Below are 24011 nucleotides of genomic sequence, written 5' to 3'. Positions count from 1 at the left end.
CCCTCACCCTCACCCTCACCTCAGCCCGCCCTAAACCCGTCGATCTTGCACTTCCGACCCCGAGGTTGCCGGTTTTGCCCTGATCGGCGGGGCCCTCAGTGCAAGATCGCCGAGTCCCTCCAGCCCTGGCCCCGCCCTGGCCTGCCCTGTTGACCAAGGAGTTTGGGTGCGTGGAGAGCCTCCCGGGTGACACAAACTCCTTGATCACCGAGCCAGCCGGGTGATCATGAGGTTGGCGGGGATTGGTGTCCGGTTTGTCGCCGTCAAGTTCATGATCGACGGGGCGGGCGGCGGGGCGGGAGAGCGGGGGTTACGGGGTGGGGAGGGATCGGTACCAGGTCTTCTCGGTGCCGGCCAGGCTGAACGTCTGCCGCTGGTCGGTGTGCTCGACGACCACCAGGCCGGGACGGTCCACCAGGCGGGTGGTGCCGGGCGGGGCGGAGAACGACACCTCGCCCGTACGCCAGCTCAGCACCGCCAGCGGCCGGCCGGGCATCGGCAGGTGGTACGCCTGGAGCGTGGTGGACCGGTCGGCGGGGGAGACCACCGGCGTGCCGCCGTCCGCGGGCCGGTAGACCACCGCGGTCATCGTCCCGCTGGGACTGTCCCAGCTCAACTGTTCCAACTCGCCCGGCTCCCCGTCGCCGAGCGCCACCGAACCGAGCGAACGGGTGGCGATCTTCGCCATCGGCCAGGACTCCGGCGCGGAACGGGGCGCGTCCCGGTCGCCGATGCGGCGCGGCACACTGCCGAACGGGCCCCGCTCACCGGCCAGCACGCAGGTGTCCAGCCCGGTCAGCGCGCGCTTCCCGGCGCCCGTGTCGTCGCGTACCAGGGGGTAGCGGGGCGCTTCGGTGGCCGTACCCAGGTCGAGGACGCGGTCCGCGGCCTTGCCGCGCGGCAGTGACGTCGTGGGCCGCAGCGCCGCGGTCAGCTCGACGGCCCGGCAGTCCGGCACGGCGACCGGCTCGGTGACGCCGTCGGTGCTGGCGACGGCCTTGCCGTCGGGGCCGAGCAGGCGTGCGACGCGGGCCGAGGTGAGGTAGCGGCGGCCGTCCGGGTCGCGCACCGGCAGCACGTCGGAGTAGACCAGGTAGCCGGGATCGGTGTACTCGGTGGCGTGGGCCACCCGCCAGCGCTGCCCGTCCCGGTCGAGTTGCAGCAGCCAGGAGGCGGCGTCACCGGGCACATCGGCGGCGACCAGCGCCAGCGCGGAGCCGGCCACCTGACCGGAGAAGAGGATGCCGGAGGTGGGCACGTGTACCCGGTCGTCCACCGGGGAGCGCCACTCGCGTACCGCTGTGGTGATCGCGGCGGTCGCCGCCGCGTCGCCGGCCAGGCTGCCGCGCGGCGGCCACACCGCGAGGTTGCCGTCCAGGCTGTCGTAGCCGACCCGCAGATCCGCCGGCTTCCGGTCCGCGATCGGTCCGCAACCCGCGGTGACCAGCAGCAGAGCTGCCAGCGCGGTGCCCGTCGTAGCGCTTCGGCGGGCTGAAAGCACCCTGATCCCCTCGCCGGTCGTCGGTCGGAAGCCCACATGGTACGAGACGGCCCGCCACCCGGCCGCGCCCGGCTCACCCTTTCGGTCGAGTGACCACTGCGGAACGTGACGGGCGATTCGGGTATCAATATCCGGCTCCGGTAGACTCCGCCGATTGTGACGCCTGCCGAGACCCGCGGCGCCTCGACGCCGGACGCCGCCGCCCCGACGGGCCACCGCTCCGTCACCCTTGATCCACCACCGGTCACCGTCGCCGAGCCGGAGCCGGCGACCACGACACCTCCGCAACCGCCGGCCGAGCCCGAGGCGCCGGCCACGCCGGGCGCGCGGCGCGTGCGCCGGTGGCGGTGGACCCGCCGCCGGATCGACCTCATCGTGTACGGCGGATTCCTGCTCGCCGCGATCTGGGTGACCAGCGGCATCTGGGCCGACCCGGCCGGGCGGGTCGCCGCGCTCTACAGCAGCGACCCGGCGCAGGTGCAGTTCTTCCTGGCCCACTCGGTACGGGTGGTGCTGCACGGCGAGTTCCCGTTCTTCACCGAGCAGTTCAACTACCCCGACGGCGTCAACCTGATGGCGAACACCGCCATCCTGGCGCTGGGCATCCCGATGGTGCCGTTGACCCTCCTGTTCGGACCGGCGGTCTCCTTCGTCACGCTGGTCACGCTCGGCCTGGCCGGCACCGCCGCCGCCTGGTACCGGGTGCTGTCCCGGCACGTGATCCGGCACCGCCCGGCCGCCGCCGTGGCGGCCTGGTTCTGCGGGTTCTCGCCGGCCATGCTGTCGCACGCCAACTGGCATCCGAACATCATCAGCCAGTTCCTGCTGCCGTTCATCGTGTGGCGGGTGCTGGTGCTGACCCGCTCGACCCGGCCGGTGCGCGACGGCGTGCTGCTGGCGCTGCTGGTCACCGCGCAGGCGTTCATCAACGAGGAGATCCTGCTCTTCACCGCGCTCGCGCTGGGCGTGTTCCTGATCGCCGTGGTGGTGCAGCAGCGCGAGCGGTGGACGACCGCGTGGCGTCCGCTCGGCGCCGGGCTGGCGGTCTGCGCGGCGCTGGCCGGCGCGCTGCTGGCGTACCCGCTGTATGTGCAGTTCGCCGGCCCGATGGCGTACCACGGGCTCAGCGACGCGGTACGCGACTACGGCAACGACATCGCCGCGTACTTCGCCCCCGGCTCGCCCACGTTCGGCGGCAACGAGCGCGCCAACGTCAACCTCGCCCCGAACTACTCGGAAGAGAACGCGTTCTTCGGCTGGAGCCTGTCGCTGATTGCCGTGGGCATCGTGATCTGGCTGCGGCGCGACGTGATCGTCCGGGCGCTGGCCGCGACCGGGCTGTTCTTCGCCGTGCTCTCCCTCGGCGAGCGGATCTCCTGGTGGGACCGGGAACTCGTCACCGGGCCGTGGGAGTTCCTGGTGCGGCTGCCGCTGCTGGACGCCGTGGTGCCCACCCGCTTCGGCCTGATCACCAGCGTGACGGTGGCGATCCTGCTCGCGTACGCGGTGCGCCGCGCCTGGGCGCTGCGGGGCGTGGACCGGCGGACGGCCCGCAAGCTCACCGCCGCCGGCCTGATCCTCGCGCTGCTGCCGATCGCGCCGATGCCGTTGCGGGTCACCACCCGGGAGCCGGTGCCGAAGTTCATCACCGCCGACCGGTGGCGGCAGTACGTCGGCCCGGACCAGACGCTCGTGTCCGTGCCGGTGCCGGCGATGGGCAACACCGACCCGATGCGCTGGGCGGCCAGCACCAACCTCGACTTCAAGATTCCCGGCGGCTACTTCCTCGCCCCGCGCAACGGCGTCACCGGAGACCCGGGACGCTTCGGCGGGCGGCCCAGCGGCATCGGCGAGATGCTGCGGGAGGTGTCGTCCACCGGCCGGACGCCGAAGCTCGACGACCGGCAGCGCCGCCGCTACCTGGACGAGCTGCGGCACTGGAACGCGGCGGTGGTGGTGCTGCCGCTGGCCGAGCAGAACGCCGAGCCGCTGCGCCGCACGGTGGAGCAACTGGTCGGGCCCGGACGGCAGGAGCTGGACGTGTGGCTGTGGGACGTGCGGAAACTGACCAGCCGGCCCGCCTGACCGCACCCGAGCAGCCCGCTCCCGCGCCCGCGCCCCGCCGCCGGCCGGTCGACGCGCTGGTGGTGGCCGGCTACCTCGCGCTCGCGGTGCTGCTCACCAGCGACCAGTGGCGCCGCCCGGAACGGCTGTTCCACCAGGCCGGCGACCAGATCCTGTTCGAGTGGATGCTGGCCCGGGCCGCCCGCGCGGTCACCGGCGGCGAGAACCCGCTGCACAGCGCCGCGCTGAACGCCCCGGACGGGGTGAACCTGATGGCGAACACGTCGGTGCTCGGGCTGGGCGTGCCGCTCACCCCGGTCACCGTCGCGTTCGGCTCCCAGGCGGCGTTCCTCGTCGCCGTGACGATCAGCCTCGCCGGCACCGCCACCGCCTGGTACGCGCTGCTCGCCCGGCGGCTGGTCCGCTCCCGGGCCGCCGCCGCGGTGGGCGGCCTGGTCTGCGGCTTCGCCCCGGGCATGGTGGCGCAGGCCGGCGCGCACCTGCACATGGCCGCCCAGTTCCTGGTGCCGGTGATCCTCGCGCTGGTGTTCCGCCCGGCCACCGACCGGGTACGCCGCGACGGCGTGCTGCTCGGGCTCGCCGTCGCGTACCAGGTGTTCCTCGGCGAGGAGGTGCTCGTCTTCCTGGCGCTGGCCGCCGGGGTGTTCGCCGGGGCGTACGCGCTCGCCGACCGGGCCGCCGCGCGTCGCCTGGCGCCGGTGGTGGCCCGCCGGCTGGGCGTCGGCGCGCTGGTGGCGGGCGTGCTGCTGGCGTACCCGCTGTGGTTCCAGTTCGCCGGGCCGGGCCACTACCGGGGGATGCCGTTCCACACCGGGGGCTACCGGCTGGACCTGGTCTCGTTCGTCGCCTCCGCCCGGCAGAGCGTCGCCGGGGACGCCCACCGGGCCGGGCTGCTGTCGCCGAACCCGACCGAGCAGAACTCGTTCTTCGGCCCGTTCCTGCCGCTGCTGGCGCTGCTCGTCGTGGTACGGCTGTGGCGGCGGCCGCTGGTACGCGCGCTCGCCGCGTGCGGCCTGCTGTTCGCGGCGCTGTCGCTCGGCGCCTCGGTGGTGGTGAACCGCGACGACACCGGGCTGCCCGGCCCGTACCGCCTGCTCGCCGGGGCGCCGCTGCTGGACCTGGTGGTGCCGGCGCGCTTCGCGCTGGTGTGCGTACCGGTGCTCGGGGTGCTGCTGGCGCTCGCAGTCGACCGGGTCCGGCACGGCGCCGTGCGCGCCTGGGCGCCGTGGGCCGGCGCGGTCGCCGCCGCGCTGCTGCCGCTGACGCCGACCCCGATCCGCACGGTGCCGGTCGCGCCGGTCCCGGCCGTCGTGTCCGGAGGCGGCTGGCAGGCGTACGTGCCGCAGGGCCGCACGCTGGTGCCGGTGCCGCCGGTGAACGGGGCGGCGGTCAGCCCGGCCATGTTCTGGTCGGCGCGCACGCGCTGGCGTTCGACACGCGGGCGGCTACTTCATCGGCCGCGCTCGGCGGACGACCCGGCCGCCCGCTGGGGCGCGCCGGACCGGCCACGTCGCTGCTGCTGCGCCGGGCCGCCGAGACCGGCCAGGTGCCGCCGGTCGGCGACGCGGAACGCCGGCAGGCGGTCGCCGACCTGCGGCACTGGCGGGCGGCGGCGCTGGTGCAGGCCGACTCGACGCCGGCCGACCCGGTACGCGCCACGCTGGACGCACTTCTCGGCCCCGGCCGGGACGTGCCCGGCGGGCACCTGTGGGACGTCCGGGCGCTGACCGGCTGACCGGGACGCCGGCTCAGACCCGGTCGCGCACGTCCCAGAGCCACACGTCGTCCACCCGCTGCGGCGGGCCGAGCAGCTCAGCCATCAGGTCACGCAGCACCGCCTCGCGCGGACCGGACCCGAGCACCACCACCGACGCCCGCCAGAAGCGCAGGTCGTCCACGGCCTGGCGGCGGTTCTCCTCGGTGATCTCCGGCACCGCGTTGGCGTCCATCGTGGAGTAGATGAGCGTGCTGGTGGGGCGGTTCGGCGCGCCGAAGACACCCTCACCGCGCTCGTTCGGGCCGATGAAGTAGCCGCCCGGAATCGGGAACTCGTGCCCGGTCAGCGCGCTCCAGCGCAGCGTGTGCAGCCCGTGCACGTTGCTCGGGATCGGCACCGGCACCAGCGTGCGGCCCTCCGGCACGTACGGCCGCCAGCCACCGGCGGTGATGAAGCGCGGCGGCGGGTCGATGTGTTCCGCCGGCAGCGGACGCGGGATCAGCGGCACCAGGGCGGCCACGATCGCGGCGTACCCGGCCAGCCGCAGCACCCGGCGGCGCGTGTCGCGCGCGGCCGTCCCGTCGCCGTCGCCGTCCGTGCTGTCGTCGGCGGCGGCGCGGGGGGCGGGCACCGGCGGACGGCCGGCACCGGCCAGCGCGTCCCACGCCAGGGCGAGCAGCACACCCACGGCGGCCACCACGACCAGGCTCAACCGGGTCGGCATCATCATCTCGACCAGCGGCAGGTCGTCCGGAATGTACGCCCACGGCCCGTCGACGTCGGTCTCCACACCGTTGAACCGCACCACCGGGCCGATCGAGGCGATCGTGAAGACGACCACCAGCACGGCCAGGATCCGGGCCGGCACCGACCGGCGGACCAGCAGCACCAGCGCGCCCAGCGCCACCAGCACCAGCGGCCAGCCGAACCAGGTGTTCTGCTCGGTCAGCCCGATGGTCTTCTCCACCGCCTCGTCACCGGCGATCGTGTCCCGGGCGAACGTGACGAAGGCCACCAGGTCCTCGCCCCAGTTGTGGAAGACGCCGCCCTGCAATCCGCGGTAGGACTGCGGCCCGTTGAACTGGAACCAGATCGGGTACGCGGTCAGCAGCAGCGCCAGCCCGCCGCCGAGCCCGAGCGCGGCCAGGAACGACCCGGCCCGCTCGCGGGCCGCCCGGGGCCGCTGCACCGCGTACGCCACCACGACGACCAGGCAGGCCAGCGCGGTGAGCAGCAGCATCTCCTCGTTGATGAAGACCTGGTACGCCACCAGCAGCCCGAGCGCCAGCCCGTTGCGCCGCCACCGCCCCGGCTCGCCCAGCCGCAGCACCCGCGCCACGATCAGCGGCAGCAGGAAGTTCGACACGAAGTTGGGCTGGCCGTTCGCGTGGTGGACGATGCCCGGCGCGAAGCCGAGGAACGCGCCACCGGCGAACGCGGCGGCCCGGGACCGGACCAGGTGCCGCGACAGCACCCAGTACGACGTGGCGGCGGTCGCCGACAGCGCCGCGCCCAGGTAGAGCGCGTACATCACCTGCGGGCCGAGCAGCAGGGTCAGTGGCGCAAGCGGCAGCGTCACCCCGAGCAGCGAGGTGTTCGCCATCATGTTCACCCCGTCCGGCGCGTTCTGCCGGGTGGTGAACAGCGGGTTCTCCAGGTGCTGCACCGAGTACGCGCCGTGCGCGAACAGCCACTCGAACCAGCTGTGGTCGGTCGGCAGGTGCGAGGAGACCCGGTGCTCCACGTCGCCCCAGTAGTTGAGGCAGACGAGAACACCGAGCAGCACATAGGCTCCGATGGCCAGCAGATCGGCGCGGGCCGGCCGGCGACGGGCACGGCGCGGCGGATCGGCCACGACGGCGTCCGTCTCGACGGACGAGGGGTTCAACGAGGGGTCCACCACGGGCACGGCCACGACGCGCCATCGTACAGGCGAATTGTGGCAATGCCGGTCACGGCCGGACGGCGGCCGGGCGCGCGGGAGAGGATGGTCGTGACCGTCATCGATCTGGGGGAGTTGCGTCACGACGCTCCGCCCCCGGCGGCCCCCCCGCCCGCCGCGCAGCGTCGGCCGGCCGGCCCGCACCCTGGCGCTCCTGCTGCTGGCGCTGCTCACGCTCACCGCCGCCGCGCCGCCGCGAGGACCGGCGGAGTGGACGCTGCCCGGCGGCCTGGGCTCGGCCGTGTTCGTCTCCGGCGACGTGGTGTACGTGGTGCGGCCGAACCGCGGTGACGGGCGGGAGATCGTCGCCTACCGCGAAGGGCGGGAACTGTGGCGCAGTCCGCTGCCCGGCATCGGCACCGCCGTGTCGGTGTGGGAGCAGGACGGCCGGGTGATGGTGGCCGGCCCGGCCGGCGGCGACGAGGACTGGGAGACGGTGACGTACGACGCGGCCACCGGCGTGGACGTCTGGCGCCGGCGCGGCGTCGCGTTCGCGGTCGGCCGGGTGCTGCTGTCGCAGTCCGCCGCGTCCGACCCCCGCCCGTCGATCACCCGGGTCGACCCGGCCGACGGAAGGACGATGTGGACGCTGCCCTCGACGGGCATGCTGGGGTTCGATTACGGCTCCGGGACGGAACGCATGCTGTTGTGGCCGGCCACCGGGCAGGTGGTGGTCGTGGACGCGCGCACCGGCGCGCGGGTCGCGGCCCGGGACCTGCACCCGGTTCGACCGCCCGGCCCGCGCCACGTGATGACCGTGGCCGGGCTGCTGCTGGAGATCGGCGGCGGGCTCATCGAGGCGTACGACCTGGACACGCTGCGACCGCGCTGGACCGTCGAACAGAAGCTCGTCGACAACGTCGACAGGTGCGGTGCCCTGCTCTGCGCCGTCCGGCCGGGCGCCGGGATGACAGCGCTCGACCCGGCGACCGGCGCCGTGCGCTGGAGCGTGGACCGGTGGGCGCGCGTCGTGGCGGCGCGCGACGACCGGCTGCTCGTCGGCGACACCGCGATCGGCGCTGGCGGCCTGGCGGTGCTCGGCCAGGCCGACGGGCGTCTGATCGCCGAGCTGGGCGGCTGGACCCTGGCCCCGCAGCACGGGTCCGGCGGCCCGCTGCTGGCCACCCGGCTGCTGGGCGGCGGCCGGCAGCTCCTGGCCGAGATGGACCTGTCCGGCGGTCCGCCCCCGATCAGGGGAGTGATCACCGGGACCGACTGCACGACCGGCGTGACGCTGCTGGTCTGCCGCAGGCCCGCAGGTGACTACGTGGTGCGGCGGCTGCCGTGAGCCCGGTGATCGAACTGGGCGAGATGCGGCACGGCGAGTCCGCCGACGAGCCGGAACCCGCGCCGCCCCGCCGGCCGCCCGGCCCGGCGGTCCGGGTGGCGCTGCTCGGCGTACTGGTGCTGCTCGTCGTGCACGCTGCCGCCGGGCCGCCGCGCCGGCCCGTGCCGATCCGGATTCCCGCCCCGCAGGGCGCGGCGTTCGTGGTCCGGCCGGACCGGGTGGTGGTGGCCGACGGCCCCGGCGCGACCGGCCGGGGCGGGCGGGTGGTCGCCGCGTACCGGCTGCCCGGCGGGGAACCGGCGTGGCGGTTCGCGCTGACCGACGGCGACCACGTGCTCGGCCTCACCACCGTGGCCGGGGGACTGCTGGTGACGAGCAGCCCGGCCGGGGACGGTGACTCGGTGTCGGCGATGCTCGACCCGGCGACCGGCACGCTGCGCTGGCGGCATCCCGGATACCCGGTCCGACCGCCTCCGGCGGGCTGCTGCTGGAGAACCCCCGCCCGAAATGTGCTTTTCGCTCCCCCCCACAAATAAAGACAAGGTCACCATCATATCTATCATTGGTGCAGCAACCTACTTTCAGAGCCTTCCCATAGTTTGATAATTACGTCACAGGGACCACACTATCTTCTTAACCAACCACGCGAATTATCACGATTTTCGGGTATGTATGGCCGATTCACTTGGATCACGTCTACGTACCCTACGGGGCTGCTGCTGGAGAACCCCCGCCCGCCCGGCGCGGGCACCGTACGGGCCGTGGACCCGGCCTCCGGCGCGGTGCGGTGGACGCTGCCCGTACCGGGCCAGGAGGTGGGGTACCGCCGCGACGACCACGGGGTGACACAGCTCGTCCTGGTCACCCCGCAGGGCCGGGTGACCGTGTACGACGCGGACGCGGGCACCGTCGCGCACACCGGCCGGGTGGCGCCCGCGGCCGGCCGTGCCGCCTACCGGTACGCCCAGGTGGTGGCCGATCTGCTGCTGGTCGAGGACGCCCGGGGCTCGGTCACCGGGTACGGGCTGGACCGGCTCGAGGAACGGTGGAGCCTGCCGGTCGGCTCCCGCGCCGGACTCTGGTTCGCCGACTGCGCCGGGATGGTGTGCCTGCGCAACCAGGTGGGCGGCGCGCAGGCCCTCGATCCGGCCACCGGCCGCCCGGCCTGGACCGACGAGCGGTGGCTCGGGATGGGACCGGTCGGCGACCGGCTGATCGCCGCCGAGCGCGGGGTCGGGGAGGAGCTGGAACTGTCGGCGCTGGACCCGCCGACCGGCCGGGTGCTGGCCCGGCTGGGCCGCTGGCGCGTCTCGGGCAACGACCTCCCGTCCGGGCCGCTGCTCGGGCTGCGCACGCTCACCGAGGACCGGACGCTCGTCGGCGCGCTGGACGTGGCGGCCGGACAGGTGCGGATCCGGGGGATCCTGCCCGGCGCCTGGTCCGAGTGCGCGGACACGGGTACGCAGCTGGTGTGCCTGCGCCCGACCGGCGGCATGGCGATCTGGCCGGCCGGACGCTGATCACCAGTTGGCCTGCGCCGGTGGCGGCGGCAGGGGCGTCGACTCGGGCCGCAGCACGTACGCGATGCCGCCGCTGCCCACCTGCCAGGCGCGCTCGAACGGCGCGCGCGGCACGGTGCGGCGGACCCGCTCGTCGTCCGGCGCGTACGGGTCGTTCAGCACCGGATCGCCGTCGGCGGTGAAGCCGACCAGCACGATGAGGTGCCCCCGGGTGTCGTAGTCCAGCCCCGGCACCTGCCCGGCGGCGAACGCCGCCGAGACGATCAGCGGGATGCCGGCGGCCACGAACAGTTCCGCCTCGGCCAGCGAACGCAGCCGGGTGACGAACGCGTCCACCCCGTGCGTCGCCGCGTACGCGGTGTTGAACGGCCAGTTCCCCGCTCCGGCGTACGCGTGGTCGAAGCAGTGCCGGGCGGCGTGCACCACCCGCGGGCGGGGGCCGGGCGGCGTCACCCAGGCGTACCGGTCCGGGGTGGGGCCCGCGCCCCAGAAGTCGAGCACCATCGACACGCAGGTGGGACTGCACCAGGAGTCACCGCCACCGCCCCAGCGGGTCTCCCCGGTGGCGTGCAGCCGCTGCGCGTAGCGCGGCACGTCCAGCACCCGCCCTCGCGCGCCGCCCGCGCCGGCATCGGTTCTTGCGACGGCTCGTTGTCCGACGCCGGGCGGGTCGGTGGAGGCGACCACGCCGATCGTGCGCAGCGCCGGGCCGTCCGCCGCGTCGAGGCGGCGCAGCAGCGTCACCCGCACCTGCCAGCCGGTCACCGTCGCGCCGGTCACCCGCAGCGTGTCGGCGGCCACCCGCGCCCGGTCGTCCGCCTGCCCGGGTACGGACGCCCGGTGCACCGCGCTGTCGTCGGCGGCCCAGTGGCCCAGCTCGTACCAGCCGGTGGAGGCCGCGTCGCCGGCCCAGCCGCGCAGCTCCACGCGCAGCCAGCAGCCGGGCGGCGTGTGCGCGGTCCAGGAGGGCACCAGCTCGACGGCGGCGAAGCCGAGCGGCGTCACCGGGGAGGTCCAGCTCCCGGCGGCGTACTCGGCGGTGGTCCCGGAGTGCGGATCGGTGTGGGTCAGGCGGCCGGGCGCGCCGTCGAGCGCCAGCCCGTCCGGCCCCGCGGTGAGCCCGTCGGCGAGGCCCACGTCCCGGTCCGCCGGGAAACGGAACCGGCGGTACGCGATGTCGCGGCCGGTCATCGGGGTGCCGCCCGGCGTGGATCGGGTGCCTCGACCGCGTGCTTGTCGATCATTGCCGCTGAGCATCGCGTACCCGAAGGTTTTGTGCAACGGCGGTGGGTGCGGGCCCCGCGCTGGACCGGTCGGCCAGTGGGTTCGGGCCAGCCGCGCGGGAGGGTCCGCCTGCTCGCCGGGCCCGGTGTGATCAGGGGCGTAGCGAGTCGATGGGGCGGCCCAACTGACTGCACTTTCGTCACCGAAGGTAACCGTGACGCGAGCTCCCGGGGTTCACCCTGCGCCGACTTTGCTCTGCAGCCATCGACGCAACGGTGACTCACCGCAACAAGTGCGTATCGGGCTGCAGAGCAAAGTCGACGGAAGGGCATCGCAGATCCCGACGGCCGAATTGGCATATCTGCAGGTCAACGGCTTCTGACTCGGCGGCAGTCTCGCGTGGAGGAGCAACCGTCGGTGACAGTGAGTGACGCAGCGGCGCGCCGTCGCCAATCTCACTGACAGTCACAGAAATCCGCGCAGGTGCGGAAGATCGACCCGGTGGACGGCGGGCGGATCATGCGCCGCCGGAGCAGCTCCTCCGGCGACACGCTTGGCCGGCGGCACTAGGTTGTCAGAGGTCACGAGGCGGGAGGCCGGGATGCGGGTACTGGTGGTCGAGGACGAGCGCAACCTCGCCGACGCGATCGCGCGCGGGCTGCGCAAGCGCGGGATGGCGGTGGACGTCGCGTACGACGGCGACGCCGGCCACGAGGCGGCGTTCGTCACCCGGTACGACGTGGTGATCCTGGACCGCGACCTGCCGGGTGTGCACGGCGACCAGATCTGCGCCGATCTGGCCGCCTCCGGCGCGCTGACCCGGGTGCTGATGCTCACCGCGAGCGGCACCGTCGCCGACCGGGTGGAGGGGCTGCAGCTCGGCGCCGACGACTACCTGGCCAAGCCGTTCGCGTTCGACGAGCTGGTGGCGCGGGTGCAGGCGCTCGGGCGCCGGGCCACCCCGGCCGCGCCGCCGGTGCTGGAGGTGGCCGACCTGGTGCTCGACCCGGCCCGGCGGGTGGTCACCCGTGGTGGCGTGCCGCTCGACCTCACCAACAAGGAGTTCGGCGTGCTCGCCGAGCTGCTCAAGGCGCGCGGCGCGGTGGTGTCCAGCGAGGAGCTGCTGGAACGGGTCTGGGACGCCAACACCGACCCGTTCACCACGATCGTCCGGGTCACCGTGATGACGCTGCGCAAGAAGCTGGGCGACCCGCCGCTCATCGACACGGTGGTCGGGGCGGGCTACCGGATCGGCCGCACGCAGTGAGCGTGGGCACCCGGCGGGTGCGGCCGACGCTGCGGCTGCGGCTGACCCTGCTCAACGGCGTCCTGCTGGTCGGCGCCGGGGCGATCCTGGTGCTGCTGGCCTGGCTGCTGGTCCGCGACGCGCTGCGCCCCACCGACGAGCTGCTGCCCGGCACCACAGTGGTGCTCACCGACGGCCGTACCCTCGACGCCGGGCAGTGGCAGCGGCAACTGGTCGACGCGGCGTCGCAGGAACTGCTGGTCAAGGGGCTGCTCGCGCTCGTGGCGATCAGCGTCGTCGGGGTGGCCGGGGCGTACCTGGTGGCCGGCCGGGCGCTGCGCCCGCTGCACCAGGTGACAGCCACCGCGCGCCGGCTCGGCGAGGCCACGCTCGACGAGCGGATCGGCTGGTCCGGCGCCGACGACGAGGTGGCCGAGCTGGCCGAGACGTTCGACGCGATGCTGGACCGGATCAGCGGCGCGTTCGAGGCACAGAAACGGTTCGTCGCGAACGCCTCGCACGAGCTGCGGACGCCGCTCGCGGTGATGCGTACCGAAATCGACGTGACGCTCAGCGACGACGACGCCGACCTCGCCGAGTACCGCCGCATGGCCGGGGTGGTGCGGGACGCCTCGGAGCGGGCCAACGGCCTGGTCGACGCGCTGCTGGTGCTGGCCCGCAGCGAGGCCCAGACCGGCCGGCGGCTGGCCCGGCGCGCGGAGTCGGACCTCGCCGTCGGCACCGCCAACGCGCTGTCCGCGGTGTCCCGGGAGGTCGAGCGGATCGGCCTGAAGGTGCACACGTCGCTGCGTCCGGCGCCGGTGGTCGGTGACCCGGGGCTGCTCGACCGGCTGGCCGGCAACCTGGTGGAGAACGCGGTCCGCTACAACCACCTGCACGGGCGGATCTGGGTGCGCACCGGCACCGACGGGCAGCGGTCCTGGCTGGTGGTGGGGAACACCGGCTTCGAGGTCGCCCCCGCCGACGTACCCGGGCTGTTCGAGCCGTTCCGGCGCGGCGGCCAGGAACGCACCGGTGCTCGCGGCTCCGGGCTCGGTCTGTCGATCGTGCGGGCCGTCTGCGACGCGCACGGCGGCACGGTGAAGGCGGTCGCCCAGCCCGGTGGCGGCCTGGAGGTGACCGTCACGCTTCCGTCGGCCGACCCGCCCGCGGCCACCTGACCGCCCATCCCGACCCGTCCAGCCGGTGAGGCGGCCTCACCTTTTCGTGCGGACAGCCTCGGCTGTCCTGGCCGGACCCGGCGGTGGTCGGCCCCCGGCGGCACGGTGGTCGGGCAGAATGCTCGGCTCACGCTGGACGCGGAGCGGTGATCAACGGAGAGTAAGCGCAGCGACGCCTCACCCTGCTCACCCACCGGAGCTGCCCGTGACCCACCTCTCGGCCCCGCGCCGCCGCCGTCTTCTCGCGGTCCTCACCGCCGGCGCCCTCACCGTCGTCGGCCTCTCTCCGGCCACGCCCGCGGCCGCCGCCGCGCCCGGCCACGACAAAGTGGTCCACACCGTCCCCTCCACGGCCTCGCCCGACGTCCAGGACGGCTCGGTCGACGCGATCCACGACGCCGGTACGAAGATCATCGCGGGCGGCTCCTTCACCCGTGTGCAGAACCGCAACTCCGACGTCGACATCCCCCGCGACTACCTGCTCGCGTTCGACAAGGCCACCGGCGCGGTGGACACCGCGTTCGCGCCCACGCTCGACAACGAGGTGACAGCGGTCACGGGCGGGCCCACGGCGAACACGGTCTTCGTCGCCGGCAAGTTCAACACCGTCAACGGCGTGACCCGGCGCAAGGTGGCCCTGCTCGACGTCAACACCGGGGCGGTCGTCACCAGCTTCGCGCCGCCCGCGTTCAACGGGCTCATCAAGGACATCGCGCTGGTCGGCAACCGGCTGCTGGTCGGCGGCATCTTCACCACGGCCGGCAACCCCAACCCGCGCGGCGGACTGGCGTCGCTCAACGCCACCACCGGCGCCGTGGACAGCTACCTCACCACCACGCTGACCGAGAACCACAACTGGGACGGGGTCAGCGGCGCCAAGGCCGGCGTCGGCGCGGAGAAGCTCGCCGTCTCCCCGGACGGCACGCAGCTCGTCGTCATCGGCAACTTCAAGAAGGCCGACGGGGTGCTGCACGACCAGATCGTCAAGATCGACCTGGGTGCCACCGCCGCCACCGTCGCGGACTGGAACACGGCCCGCTACACGCCGCGCTGCAAGTGGCAGTCCTTCGACTCGTACGTCCGTGACGTCGCGTTCTCCCCGGACAACAGCTACTTCGTGGTGGTCACCACCGGCGCGCCGTACAGCGGAACGCTCTGCGACACCGCGGCCCGCTGGGAGGCCGGCGCGACCGGCTCCGCTCTCCAGCCGACCTGGGTCGACTACAGCGGCGGCGACACGTTCCTGTCCGTCGGCATCAGCGAAGAGGCGGTCTACGTCGGCGGCCACCTCCGCTGGCTCAACAACACCACCGGCACCGACAACGCCCGGGCCGGCGCGGTCGGCCGGGCCAGCATCGCCGCGCTCGACCCGGCCAACGGCCTGCCGCTGTCCTGGAACCCCGGCCGCCACCCGCGCGGCATCGGCGCCTCCGAGATGCTCGTCACGCCGACCGGGCTCTGGGTCGGCGGCGACACGCTGTGGATCGGCAACTTCCAGTACCGCCGGGAGCGGATCGCGTTCTTCCCGCTGGCCGGCGGGACGGCGGTGCACCCCACCACCACGGCCACCCTGCCCGGCAACGTCTACCAGGCGGGCCTGCCGCAGCCGACGAACGTGCTGTACCGGGTGAACGCCGGCGGCTCGTCCGTCGCCGCCACCGACGGCGGGCCGGACTGGGCGGCCGACACCAGCTCCAGCCCCAGCCCGTACCACAACACCGGCAGCAGCGTCTCCAGCTACACCACCGCCGCGAGCCTGGACTCGACGGTGCCGGCCGGCACCCCGGTCGAGCTCTACAACCACGAGCGGTACGACCCGTCCGGCGGTGCGGAGATGACCTGGCAGTTCCCGGTGCCCAACGGCACCGAGGTGCACGTGCGGCTCTACATGGCCAACCGGTACGCGGGCACCGCCAACGCCGGCACGCGGATCTTCGACGTGGCGCTGGAGGGTGCTGTCGTCCTCGACGACCTCGACCTGTCCGCCACCGCCGGGCACAACGTGGGCACCATGCGGGAGTTCACGGTGGTCAGCGACGGCTCGATCGACGTGGAGTTCCGCCACGTGCGGGAGAACCCGCTGGTGAACGCCGTCGAGATCGTCAAGACCGGGCCCCCGCCCGCCCCGGCCAGCTCGCCGGTGCAGGTGCGCTCGTACGACGGGCAGAGCACGGTCGGCGCGCCGGACCCGGTGACCGACCCGGACGGCACCGTCTGGGCGGGCGCGCGCAACGCGTTCTGGGTCGGCGGGACGGTGTTCTACGGCGCCGACGGCGCGCTGTGGCGGCGTACGTTCAACGGCACCACGTTCGGCACGCCGGAACTGGTGGACCCGTACCACGACCCGTACTGGGACAACGTGATCACCAACTCCGGGCCGACCGGGCAGACGTACGTCGGCGCGACCACCGGCTTCTACGCCGAGATCCCGAACGTGACCGGCATGTTCTTCTCCGGCGGGCGGCTTTACTACACGCTCAACGGGCAGAACGGACTGTTCTGGCGCTGGTTCACCCCGGACAGCGGCGTCGTCGGCGCCGACCGGTTCACGGTGTCCGGGGCGAGCGGGTTCGCCGACGCGGGCGCGGTCTTCGTCTCCGGCGGCACGCTCTACAAGGTCAACCGCAACACCGGTGACCTGGCCGCCACCGACTGGGTGAACGGCGTGCCGGCCGCGACGTTCACCGTGCGCAGCGGCCCGGCGATCGACGGCGTCGACTGGCGCGCGAAGGCGGTGTTCGTCGGCCCGTAAGGAAGGGCACCTTCTTAACGCCTCCGGTAGAGGAAGGGCCCCTTGTTAACACGCAGGTGTTAACAAGGGGCCCTTCCTTGCGGCGGGGCGGGGTTGCCGGCGCCGGAGGGCGGTGGAATGATCAACCGGTCAGCCCGATGAGGTGGAAGGGGGTGTGGTCGATGTCTTTCGTGAACCGTCCCGCGCCCCGCGTTCCCCGCTGACGTTCCCACTCCGCCGGGGCGCGTACCCCACAGGAGGAAGCACCGATGAGTGCACAGTTCCATTGCGTGACAGTCGAGTCCGACGACCCGTACACCCTCGCCGGATGGTGGGCCCGGGTGCTCGACCGCCGGCTCGCCGACGACGACCACCCGGACGACCCGGAGGCGGTCCTCGCCGCGCCCGCCGGCGACGGCCCCGACCTGTTGTTCGTCCGGGTGGGCGAGCGGCACGGCAAGGGCGCGTTCCACATCGACCTGCACGCGGCCGAGGGCACCCGCGACGAGGAGGTGGCGCGGCTGCGTGACCTCGGCGCCACGCTGGTGGCCGACCGGCGCCGGCCGGACGGCAGCGGCTGGGTGGTGCTGGCCGACCCCGAGGGCAACGAGTTCTGCGTCTGCCGGAGCCCTGCCGAACGGGCCGAGTCCGCCTGATCCGGAAACGACACCGGGCCCCCGCCGTCGCGGCGGGGGCCCGGTGCGTAGCGGTGTCAGCCCTGCTTCTCGATCTCGCCGCGCATCGTGACGAACTCCTTCTGGAGCTCGGCCGCGGACTTGAAGTAGACGACCACCATGCCGAGGCTGCCCCGGTCGGCCCAGATGCAGACGGCCACCTGCTCACCCGAGGCCTTGCCGTCGGAGCACTTGGCGTCGCCGCCAAGCGGGCCCGGGTCGACCGTCTTGAAGTCCTTGGTGGCCAGGTCCGGCGTGACCGCCGTGGCGGCGTCGTCCAGTTCCTTCTTCGGGTCGGCCATGACGCCGGACACGGCGACGATCATGACCAGGTCTTTCTTCTCCGGGTTGCCGTAGAAGGCGCCGGCCGTGCTCGTCGCGTCCGGCACGTCCTTGCTGAGCGAGGCCTTCATCTGCGTCGCGGCGTTCTGCAGCTGAGGGTCGGTGACCTTCGGCCGGCCGCCGAGCGTCTGCGGCTCGACCACCCGGGTCTTGGTGGCGGTGACCACCTCGCCGACGGTGTCCTTGGTGACGAGCCAGGTGACGATGCCGCCACCGACGCAGAGCACCAGGACCACCGCGAGGACGATCAGCAGGATCTTGCCGACGCCGGACTTCTTCGGCGGGACCGGCGCGCCGAACTGGTTGCCGTACTGGGGCTGCTGCGGGATCTGCGGGTAGTCAGCGCCGTACTGGGGCTGCTGCGGAGCCTGCGGGTAGCCACCGCCGTACTGCGGCTGCTGGGGGCGGCTGGAAGCCGCCGGGCTGGTGCTGGGGCGGCGGGTAGTGGCCGGGGTAGGGATTGGACGGCGGCTGGGACATGTAGGCAGCTCCTGTGAGAAAACTGAAGGCGTGATCGTAGCCAGGAGCACCGACATGCCGCTGTCCGTGGAAGGCCGGTGGGACGAAACCGCATCCGACCCGTGACCTGCCCGCGAAACGCCGATCGCGGTGGCCGGGCGTCCGTCTCGGACAGCCCGACCACCGCGATCGATGCGGTATCGGTCAGCGCAGGCTGGCCACGCCGCGCGGCAGGAACCGCTTGCCGGTCACCCGCTCGGAGGTGCCGGTCCGGTCCAGGTACGGCGTCACGCCGCCCAGGTGGAACGGCCAGCCGGCGCCGAGAATCATGCACAGGTCGATGTCCTGCGCCTCGGCGACGACGCCCTCGTCGAGCATGAGCCGGATCTCCTGCGCCAACGCGTCCAGCGCGTTCTGCCGGACCTGCTCGCCGGTGAGCGGCTCGTCGCCGACCACCAGCAGCTTCGCCACCTCGTCGTTGATCTGGTCGTCGACCACGATCGGCTTGCCCGAGTCGGCGATCCGCTTGAGGTTCTCGCTGACCCCGAACCGGTCCGGGAACGCCTCGTGCAGGGTGCCGCCGACGTGGTACGCCACGGCCGGGCCGACGAGCTGCAGCAGCGCCAGCGGACGCATGGGCAGGCCCAGCGGGTCCAGCGCGCTGTTCGCCACGTCCAGCGGGGTGCCCTGGTCGACGGCCGCGAACACGGTGCCGAGGAAGCGGGTCAGCAGCCGGTTCACCACGAACGCCGGGGCGTCCTTCACCAGCACCGACGACTTCTTGAGCTGCTTGCCGACAGCGAACGCGGTGGCCAGCGTGGCGTCGTCGGTCCGCTCGCCGCGGACGATCTCCAGCAGCGGCAGCACCGCGACCGGGTTGAAGAAGTGGAAGCCGACCACCCGCTCCGGGTGCTCCAGCTCGGCGGCCATCTCGGTGATGGACAGCGAGCTGGTGTTGGTGGCGAGCACCGCCTCCGGCTTGACGATCTTCTCCAGCTCGGCCCAGACCTGCTTCTTGACGCCCAGGTCCTCGAACACGGCCTCGATGACGAAGTCGGCGTCGGCGAACACGGACTTGTCGACCGAGCCGCTGACCAGGCCGTACAGCTTGGCGGCGGTGCCCTTGTCCATCCGGCCCTTGCTGACGGCCTTCTCGATCTGGGTGTGCACGTAGCCGACACCCTTGTCCACCCGGGACTGGTCCAGGTCGGTCATGACGACCGGCACCTGCAGCCGCCGGGCGAACAGCAGCGCGAGCTGGCTGGCCATCAGACCGGCGCCGACGATGCCCACCTTGGTGACCGGGCGGGCCAGGCCCTTGTCCGGCGCGCCGGCCGGGCGCTTGGCCCGTCGCTGCACCAGGTCGAAGGCGTACAGGCCGCTGCGCAGCTCCTCGGAGAAGACCAGGTCCGCGAGGGCCTCGTCCTCCGCCGCGGTGCCGGTGGCGAAGTCGGCGTCCTTCGCCGTTTCCAGCAGGTCCAGCGCCTTGTACGCGGACGGGACCGCGCCGTGCAGCCGCTGGTCCAGGGTCTGCCGGGCGAAGTAGAGCACGCCCGCCCACATGTCCTTGTCGACCTCGGGACGGGTCACCGTGACCTCGCCCCGGACCACGCCGGCGGCCCACTCCAGCGACCGCTCCAGGAAGTCGGCCGGCTCCAGCAGCACGTCCGCGATGCCCATCTCGGCAGCCTGCTTCGGCTTGAGCATCTTGTTCTGCATCAGCGGGTTCTGGATGATCACCTGGGTGGCGGCCGGGATGCCGATCAGGTTCGGCAGCAGCTGCGTACCGCCCCAGCCGGGGATCAGGCCGAGCGAGACCTCGGGCAGCGCCAGGGCCGCCGCGCCCGCCGACAGCGTCCGGTAGTGGCAGTGCAGCGCCAGCTCCAGGCCGCCGCCCATCGCCGCGCCGTTGACGAACGCGAACGTGGGGACGGCGCTGTCCTTGAGCCGGGCGAAGACCCGGTGGCCGAGCCGCCCGATCTCCAGCGCCTGCTCCCGGTTCTCCAGCGCGGGCAGGCTGGTGATGTCCGCGCCCACGCAGAAGATGTACGGCTTGCCGGTGACCGCGATGAACGCCGGCTCCGCCGCGAGCGCGGCGGTGATCGCCTCGTCCAGGCTGGTCAGACCGCCCGGGCCGAAGCTGTTCGGCTTGGTGTGGTCGAAGCCGTTGTCGAGCGTGATGAGGGCGGCGGGCCGGTCCAGCCCGGGTACCGCCACCTGGCGCAGCAGCGCCTTGGTGACGACCTCGTTCGGTGCGGCGAGCGCGCTCACTTGTTGCCCTCCCAGTGCGGGTTCTCCCAGATCACGGTGCCGCCCATGCCGATGCCGATGCACATGGCGGTGAGGCCGTAGCGGACCTCGGGGTGCTCGGCGAACTGGCGGGCGAGCTGGGTCATCAGCCGGACGCCGGAGGACGCGAGCGGGTGGCCGATGGCGATCGCGCCGCCCCACTGGTTGACCCGCGGGTCGTCGTCGGCGATGCCGAAGTGGTCCAGGAAGGCGAGCACCTGCACCGCGAACGCCTCGTTCAGCTCGAACAGGCCGATGTCGTCGATGCTCAGGCCGGCGATGCGCAGCGCCTTCTCGGTCGACGGGATCGGGCCGACGCCCATCACCTCGGGCTCGACGCCGACGAAGCCGAACGACACCAGGCGCATGCCGACCGGCAGGCCCAGCTCACGGGCGGTCTCCTCGGCCACCAGCAGCGCGGCGGTGGCGCCGTCGTTCAGGCCGGCCGCGTTACCGGCGGTGACCTTGCCGTGCGGCCGGAACGGGGTCTTCAGGCTCGCCAGCTTCTCCATGGAGGTGTCGCGGGGCGCCTCGTCCACGGTGGCCAGGCCCCAGCCCGCCTCCGGGTCGCGGGTCGCCACCGGCACCAGGTCACCCTGGAGCTTGCCGTTGGCGTACGCCTTGGCGGTCTTCTGCTGCGACGCCAGCGCGAACGCGTCGGTGCGCTCCTTGGTGATGTGCGGGACGCGGTCGTGCAGGTTCTCCGCGGTGGAGCCCATCACCAGGGCGGACGGGTCGACGAGCTTCTCCGCGACGATGCGCGGGTTGGGGTCGACGCCCTCGCCCATCGGGTGGCGGCCCATGTGCTCGACGCCGCCGGCGATTGCCACGTCGTACGCGCCCATGGCGATGCCGCTGGCCACCGTGGTGACGGCGGTCATCGCGCCGGCGCACATCCGGTCGATGGCGAAGCCGGGCACGGTCTTGGGCAGGCCGGCCAGCAGGGCGGCGGTACGGCCGATGGTCAGGCCCTGGTCACCGATCTGGGTGGTGGCGGCGATCGCCACCTCCTCCACCTTCTCCGGCGGCAGTTGCGGGTTGCGGCGCATCAGCTCGCGGATGCAGCGGATCACCAGATCGTCGGCGCGGGTGTTGGCGTACATCCCACCCGCCTTGCCGAACGGGGTACGGACGCCGTCGACGAAGACGACATCCCGGACTTCACGGGGCACTTGGAGCCTCCCTCGGCACGGGCATTTCCCCGGATGCTACTCGCCAGTAACCAAACGTGGCACCACCCCTCGCGTGGCCCACCTCACACCTGCCACCGACGTTACTGCTGGGGGGTCCGCAGCGCCTCGGTAAGAGCGGGCAGCAGAAGCCCGATTTGCCACTCGCGGGCGCCGAAGGCGCGCAGCGCCTCCGCCACGGTGTCGTCGGTGATCTCCGCGGGTGGCTGCCACGCCAGCCGGCGGATCGAGTACCGCGCGATCAGGTCTCCGCCGGCAGCAGTGCGCCCCGGCGGTGACGACCACACCTCCCGGGACCGGTTCAGCCGACGCGGCGCCACCGGTTCGCGCTCGCCCAGCGGTGCGGCGGCGGTGGCCCCTCCAACGTCCGGCTCATCGGCAGCGCGTTCGTCCGGCAAATTGCGCGCATCGTCGAGGCGCGCCAGCCAGGGACGCGCCAGGCCGCGCACCGAGCGCCCACCGAAACGGGGAGCGTGAGCAGCGTCTTCTCGTCCTTCGGGTCCAGCTCGGCGGCGGCCACGATGGCCGAGTCGGGCAGCACCCGGCCCGGCGCGGCGTCCCGGCGGGCGGCGATCTGGTCCCGCGCGTACCAGAGGGACCGCACCCGGGCCTGGGCGCGCGCGCCGCGTACCCGGTGGATGCCGGACGTGCGCCGCCACGGCTCGGCGCGCACGCGCGGCGGACGGGCGCCGTTGCGCACCAGCGCGTCGAACTCCTCCGCCGCCCAGCCGGACTTGCCCTGCCGCCCCAGCTCCTCGTCCAGCGCGTCGCGCAGGTCCACCAGCAGTTCGACGTCCAGCGCCGCGTACGTCAGCCAGGACTCCGGCAGCGGCCGGCTGGACCAGTCCGCGGCGGAGTGGTGCTTCTCCAGGCTGAACCCGAGCAGCTGTTCGGTCAGCGCGGCCAGGCCGACCCGCTCGAATCCCGCCAGCCGGGCGGCCAGTTCGGTGTCGAACAGCCGGCGCGGGCGCAGGCCCAGCTCGGCCAGGCAGGCGAGGTCCTGGCTGGCCGCGTGCAGCACCCACTCGGTCTCGGCGATCGCCTCGTCGAGGGCGGACAGGTCGGGCAGCGGCAGCGGGTCGATGAGCGCGGTGCCGGCGCCGACGCGGCGCAACTGCACCAGGTAGGCGCGCTGGCTGTAGCGGTAGCCGGAGGCGCGTTCGGCGTCCAGGGCCACCGGGCCGGTGCCGCCCGCGAAACGGGCCACGACCTCGTTCAACTCGGCCGGTGTGGCCACCGGGGCGGGCGTGCCGTCGCGCGGCGCGGTCAGGGGGACGGCCGCGCCCGGCTCGGTCTCGGTCCCCGCGTCCGCCGGCTCCGGCAGGGCCGACGTCGGATCGGCGGAGACCTCTCCCGTACGGCTTTCGGCGGCCCGACGGCGCAGGGGTGGTTCGTCGGTCACCTGACAACCCTAGTAGGCCGGACGATCCGGTGTGCGCAGCCGGTCCGGCGCGTGTCGGCGCGGTGTCCGTCAGGTGTCCGGAACGAACCGGGTTGCGGGGCCGTGAGAGGGTCGGACAGCGGGGGAGACAAAGCCCGTTTCCGCCGGTACGGTCCATCGAGCCGCGAGCGGCGCACAGGGCCGGACGACAGCGGTCGGGGGCGTCGGCGAAGCCGACGGGGAGGACGGTCGAGCATGACAGGCGGGTACGGAACCGGCGACGGCGTGCCGGGGCAGGGCGGTGACCCGACGGCCGATCGGCCGGGCCCGCTGCCGCCACGCTTCGACCCGCCCGGCGGTCCGGCTCCACTGTCCGGGTCGACCGTGCCCGGGTCGACCGCGGGCGGTGTCGGCGCGTCGTGGAGCGGCGCCGGCACCGGAGGCCACGCGGCGCCGGGCACGGGCTACCCGGCCACGTCGCCGGGCGCGGGCTACCCGACCACGTCGCCGGGCGCGAGCTACCCGGGATCGTCCGGGGGGAGCTACCCGGCGTCCTCGGGCACGAGCTACCCCGCCCCGTCCTCGGGCGCGGGTCATCCGGCGCGGGCGACCGCGCAGCCGTCCGCCGGTTACCCGGGCCGCGCCGACGCGGCCGGGGCGTCGCCGTCGGCCGCCTACTCCGCGTCGTCGGGTGTCGCGACCCCGCCCGCGCCGTCCCAGCCGTCGTTCGGCGCCGCGCCGTCCCAGCCGGGCCCGTCGTCGTTCGGCGGCGCGCCGGCCCAGCCGGGTCAGTCCTCCTACGGCACGCCGTCGGCCCAGCCGGGGCAGTCCTCCTTCGGCTCGGCACCGGCCCAGTCCGCCCCGGCCTACCCGGGCCAGGCGCCCGCCGGGTCACAGTCGTTCCCGGGCCAGGCCTCGTCGCCGTACGCGGACCGGCACTCCGGCGCCCCGTCCGGCTCCGGCTCGTCCTACCCGGGCCGGCCGGTCTCCGCGCCCGCCTATCCGGGCCAGCCGGTGTCCGCGCCGTCCTATCCCGGCCAGCCGGCGGCGTACCCGGGTCAGCAGGTCTCCGGCTTCGGCGCGCCGCTCGGTCCGCCGGAGCGCGCCCCCCGGCGCAGCCGGCTCGCGGTGGTGGCGCTGGCCCTGGCCGCCGTGCTGGCGGTGGTCAGCGGCGTGCAGGCGTACCAGATCTACCGGCTCGACGACCGGCTCGCCGCCGCCGACAAGCGGATGGCCGAGGG

Annotated in this window: 15 protein-coding genes and 2 pseudogenes; 10 read left to right on the top strand and 7 right to left on the bottom strand. The window is 73.6% G+C overall.

All coding sequences use genetic code 11. The annotated features are described in order from the left end of the window. Positions 1-310: 310 nt before the first annotated feature. Positions 311-1501 carry a hypothetical protein gene (locus tag MCBG_RS12075; protein WP_043330528.1) on the bottom strand — a complete coding sequence of 397 codons (1191 nt, stop codon included), beginning with the start codon at positions 1499-1501 and terminating at the stop codon, positions 311-313. A 333-nt stretch (positions 1502-1834) separates the two neighbouring features. On the opposite strand from MCBG_RS12075, the gene MCBG_RS12070 reads away from it, so the two are divergent. Together MCBG_RS12070 and MCBG_RS12065 are read left to right on the top strand one after the other, a co-directional pair. Beyond that, positions 1835-3586: a glycosyltransferase family protein gene (locus tag MCBG_RS12070; RefSeq protein ID WP_223201441.1), complete on the top strand. Its 1752-nt coding sequence runs from the start codon at positions 1835-1837 to the stop codon at positions 3584-3586. Continuing rightward, positions 3550-5313: a hypothetical protein gene (locus MCBG_RS12065; protein WP_223201198.1), complete on the top strand. Its 1764-nt coding sequence runs from the start codon at positions 3550-3552 to the stop codon at positions 5311-5313. The genes MCBG_RS12070 and MCBG_RS12065 overlap by 37 nt, the downstream gene beginning before the upstream one ends. 21 nt (positions 5314-5334) lie before the next feature. On the opposite strand, the gene MCBG_RS12060 is transcribed toward MCBG_RS12065, so the two are convergent. After that, positions 5335-7203 (bottom strand): hypothetical protein, encoded by a 1869-nt coding sequence (locus MCBG_RS12060; protein ID WP_181373762.1) that lies wholly within the window; start codon positions 7201-7203, stop codon positions 5335-5337. A gap of 283 nt (positions 7204-7486) precedes the next feature. Here MCBG_RS12060 and MCBG_RS12055 point away from each other — a divergent pair, with 283 nt between their 5' ends. The 3 genes from MCBG_RS12055 (at position 7487) to MCBG_RS12045 (ending at position 10053) form a co-directional block, all read left to right on the top strand. Beyond that, on the top strand, positions 7487-8533 hold the full coding sequence (locus MCBG_RS12055; protein ID WP_369799300.1) for an outer membrane protein assembly factor BamB family protein: 1047 nt from the start codon (positions 7487-7489) through the stop codon (positions 8531-8533). After that, the gene (locus MCBG_RS12050; protein WP_043325659.1) at positions 8530-9069 is read left to right on the top strand and encodes a PQQ-binding-like beta-propeller repeat protein; all 540 of its coding nucleotides are present in this window, start codon (positions 8530-8532) and stop codon (positions 9067-9069) included. The genes MCBG_RS12055 and MCBG_RS12050 overlap by 4 nt, the downstream gene beginning before the upstream one ends. 132 nt (positions 9070-9201) lie before the next feature. Further along, on the top strand, positions 9202-10053 hold the full coding sequence (locus tag MCBG_RS12045; RefSeq protein WP_223201197.1) for an outer membrane protein assembly factor BamB family protein: 852 nt from the start codon (positions 9202-9204) through the stop codon (positions 10051-10053). Here the strand turns inward: MCBG_RS12045 and MCBG_RS12040 are convergent, their stop codons facing one another. Beyond that, entirely contained in the window at positions 10054-11244 is a 1191-nt protein-coding gene (locus MCBG_RS12040) for a C39 family peptidase (RefSeq protein WP_043325657.1), read from the bottom strand. 634 nt (positions 11245-11878) lie between these two features. Here MCBG_RS12040 and MCBG_RS12035 point away from each other — a divergent pair. From MCBG_RS12035 to MCBG_RS12020, 4 genes are all read left to right on the top strand, one after another. Further along, positions 11879-12544: a response regulator transcription factor gene (locus MCBG_RS12035; RefSeq protein ID WP_043325656.1), complete on the top strand. Its 666-nt coding sequence runs from the start codon at positions 11879-11881 to the stop codon at positions 12542-12544. A gap of 2 nt (positions 12545-12546) precedes the next feature. Further along, positions 12547-13704, top strand: a complete 1158-nt coding sequence (locus MCBG_RS12030; RefSeq protein WP_176722869.1) for a sensor histidine kinase — start codon at positions 12547-12549, stop codon at positions 13702-13704. Between the two features lie 205 nt (positions 13705-13909). Further along, the gene (locus tag MCBG_RS12025) at positions 13910-16456 is read left to right on the top strand and encodes a malectin domain-containing carbohydrate-binding protein (RefSeq protein ID WP_043325654.1); all 2547 of its coding nucleotides are present in this window, start codon (positions 13910-13912) and stop codon (positions 16454-16456) included. Between the two features lie 248 nt (positions 16457-16704). Beyond that, the gene (locus tag MCBG_RS12020; protein ID WP_043325653.1) at positions 16705-17091 is read left to right on the top strand and encodes a VOC family protein; all 387 of its coding nucleotides are present in this window, start codon (positions 16705-16707) and stop codon (positions 17089-17091) included. A 56-nt stretch (positions 17092-17147) separates the two neighbouring features. Here MCBG_RS12020 and MCBG_RS12015 read toward each other — a convergent pair whose 3' ends face one another. The 4 genes and pseudogenes from MCBG_RS12015 to MCBG_RS12000 all read right to left on the bottom strand — a co-directional run bounded on the left by MCBG_RS12015 (position 17148) and on the right by MCBG_RS12000 (position 22791). After that, positions 17148-17987: a hypothetical protein gene (locus tag MCBG_RS12015; protein WP_223201196.1), complete on the bottom strand. Its 840-nt coding sequence runs from the start codon at positions 17985-17987 to the stop codon at positions 17148-17150. Between the two features lie 127 nt (positions 17988-18114). Beyond that, positions 18115-20181, bottom strand: a complete 2067-nt coding sequence (locus tag MCBG_RS12010; protein ID WP_043325651.1) for a 3-hydroxyacyl-CoA dehydrogenase NAD-binding domain-containing protein — start codon at positions 20179-20181, stop codon at positions 18115-18117. Beyond that, positions 20178-21371, bottom strand: coding sequence for a thiolase family protein (locus MCBG_RS12005; protein ID WP_043325649.1), 1194 nt, complete (start codon positions 21369-21371; stop codon positions 20178-20180). Before MCBG_RS12005 ends, MCBG_RS12010 begins: the two co-directional genes overlap by 4 nt. A 101-nt stretch (positions 21372-21472) precedes the next feature. Continuing rightward, positions 21473-22791: pseudogene (locus MCBG_RS12000) on the bottom strand (HRDC domain-containing protein). Between the two features lie 234 nt (positions 22792-23025). Between MCBG_RS12000 and MCBG_RS33010 the strand changes: the two are divergent. Further along, positions 23026-24011, top strand: a pseudogene (locus MCBG_RS33010) (hypothetical protein); the annotation flags it as partial.

It is taken from the genome of Micromonospora sp. M42 (genome assembly GCF_000568915.1).
GTDB lineage: Bacteria > Actinomycetota > Actinomycetes > Mycobacteriales > Micromonosporaceae > Micromonospora > Micromonospora chalcea.
This window is presented reverse-complemented; position numbering and strand designations above follow the sequence as displayed.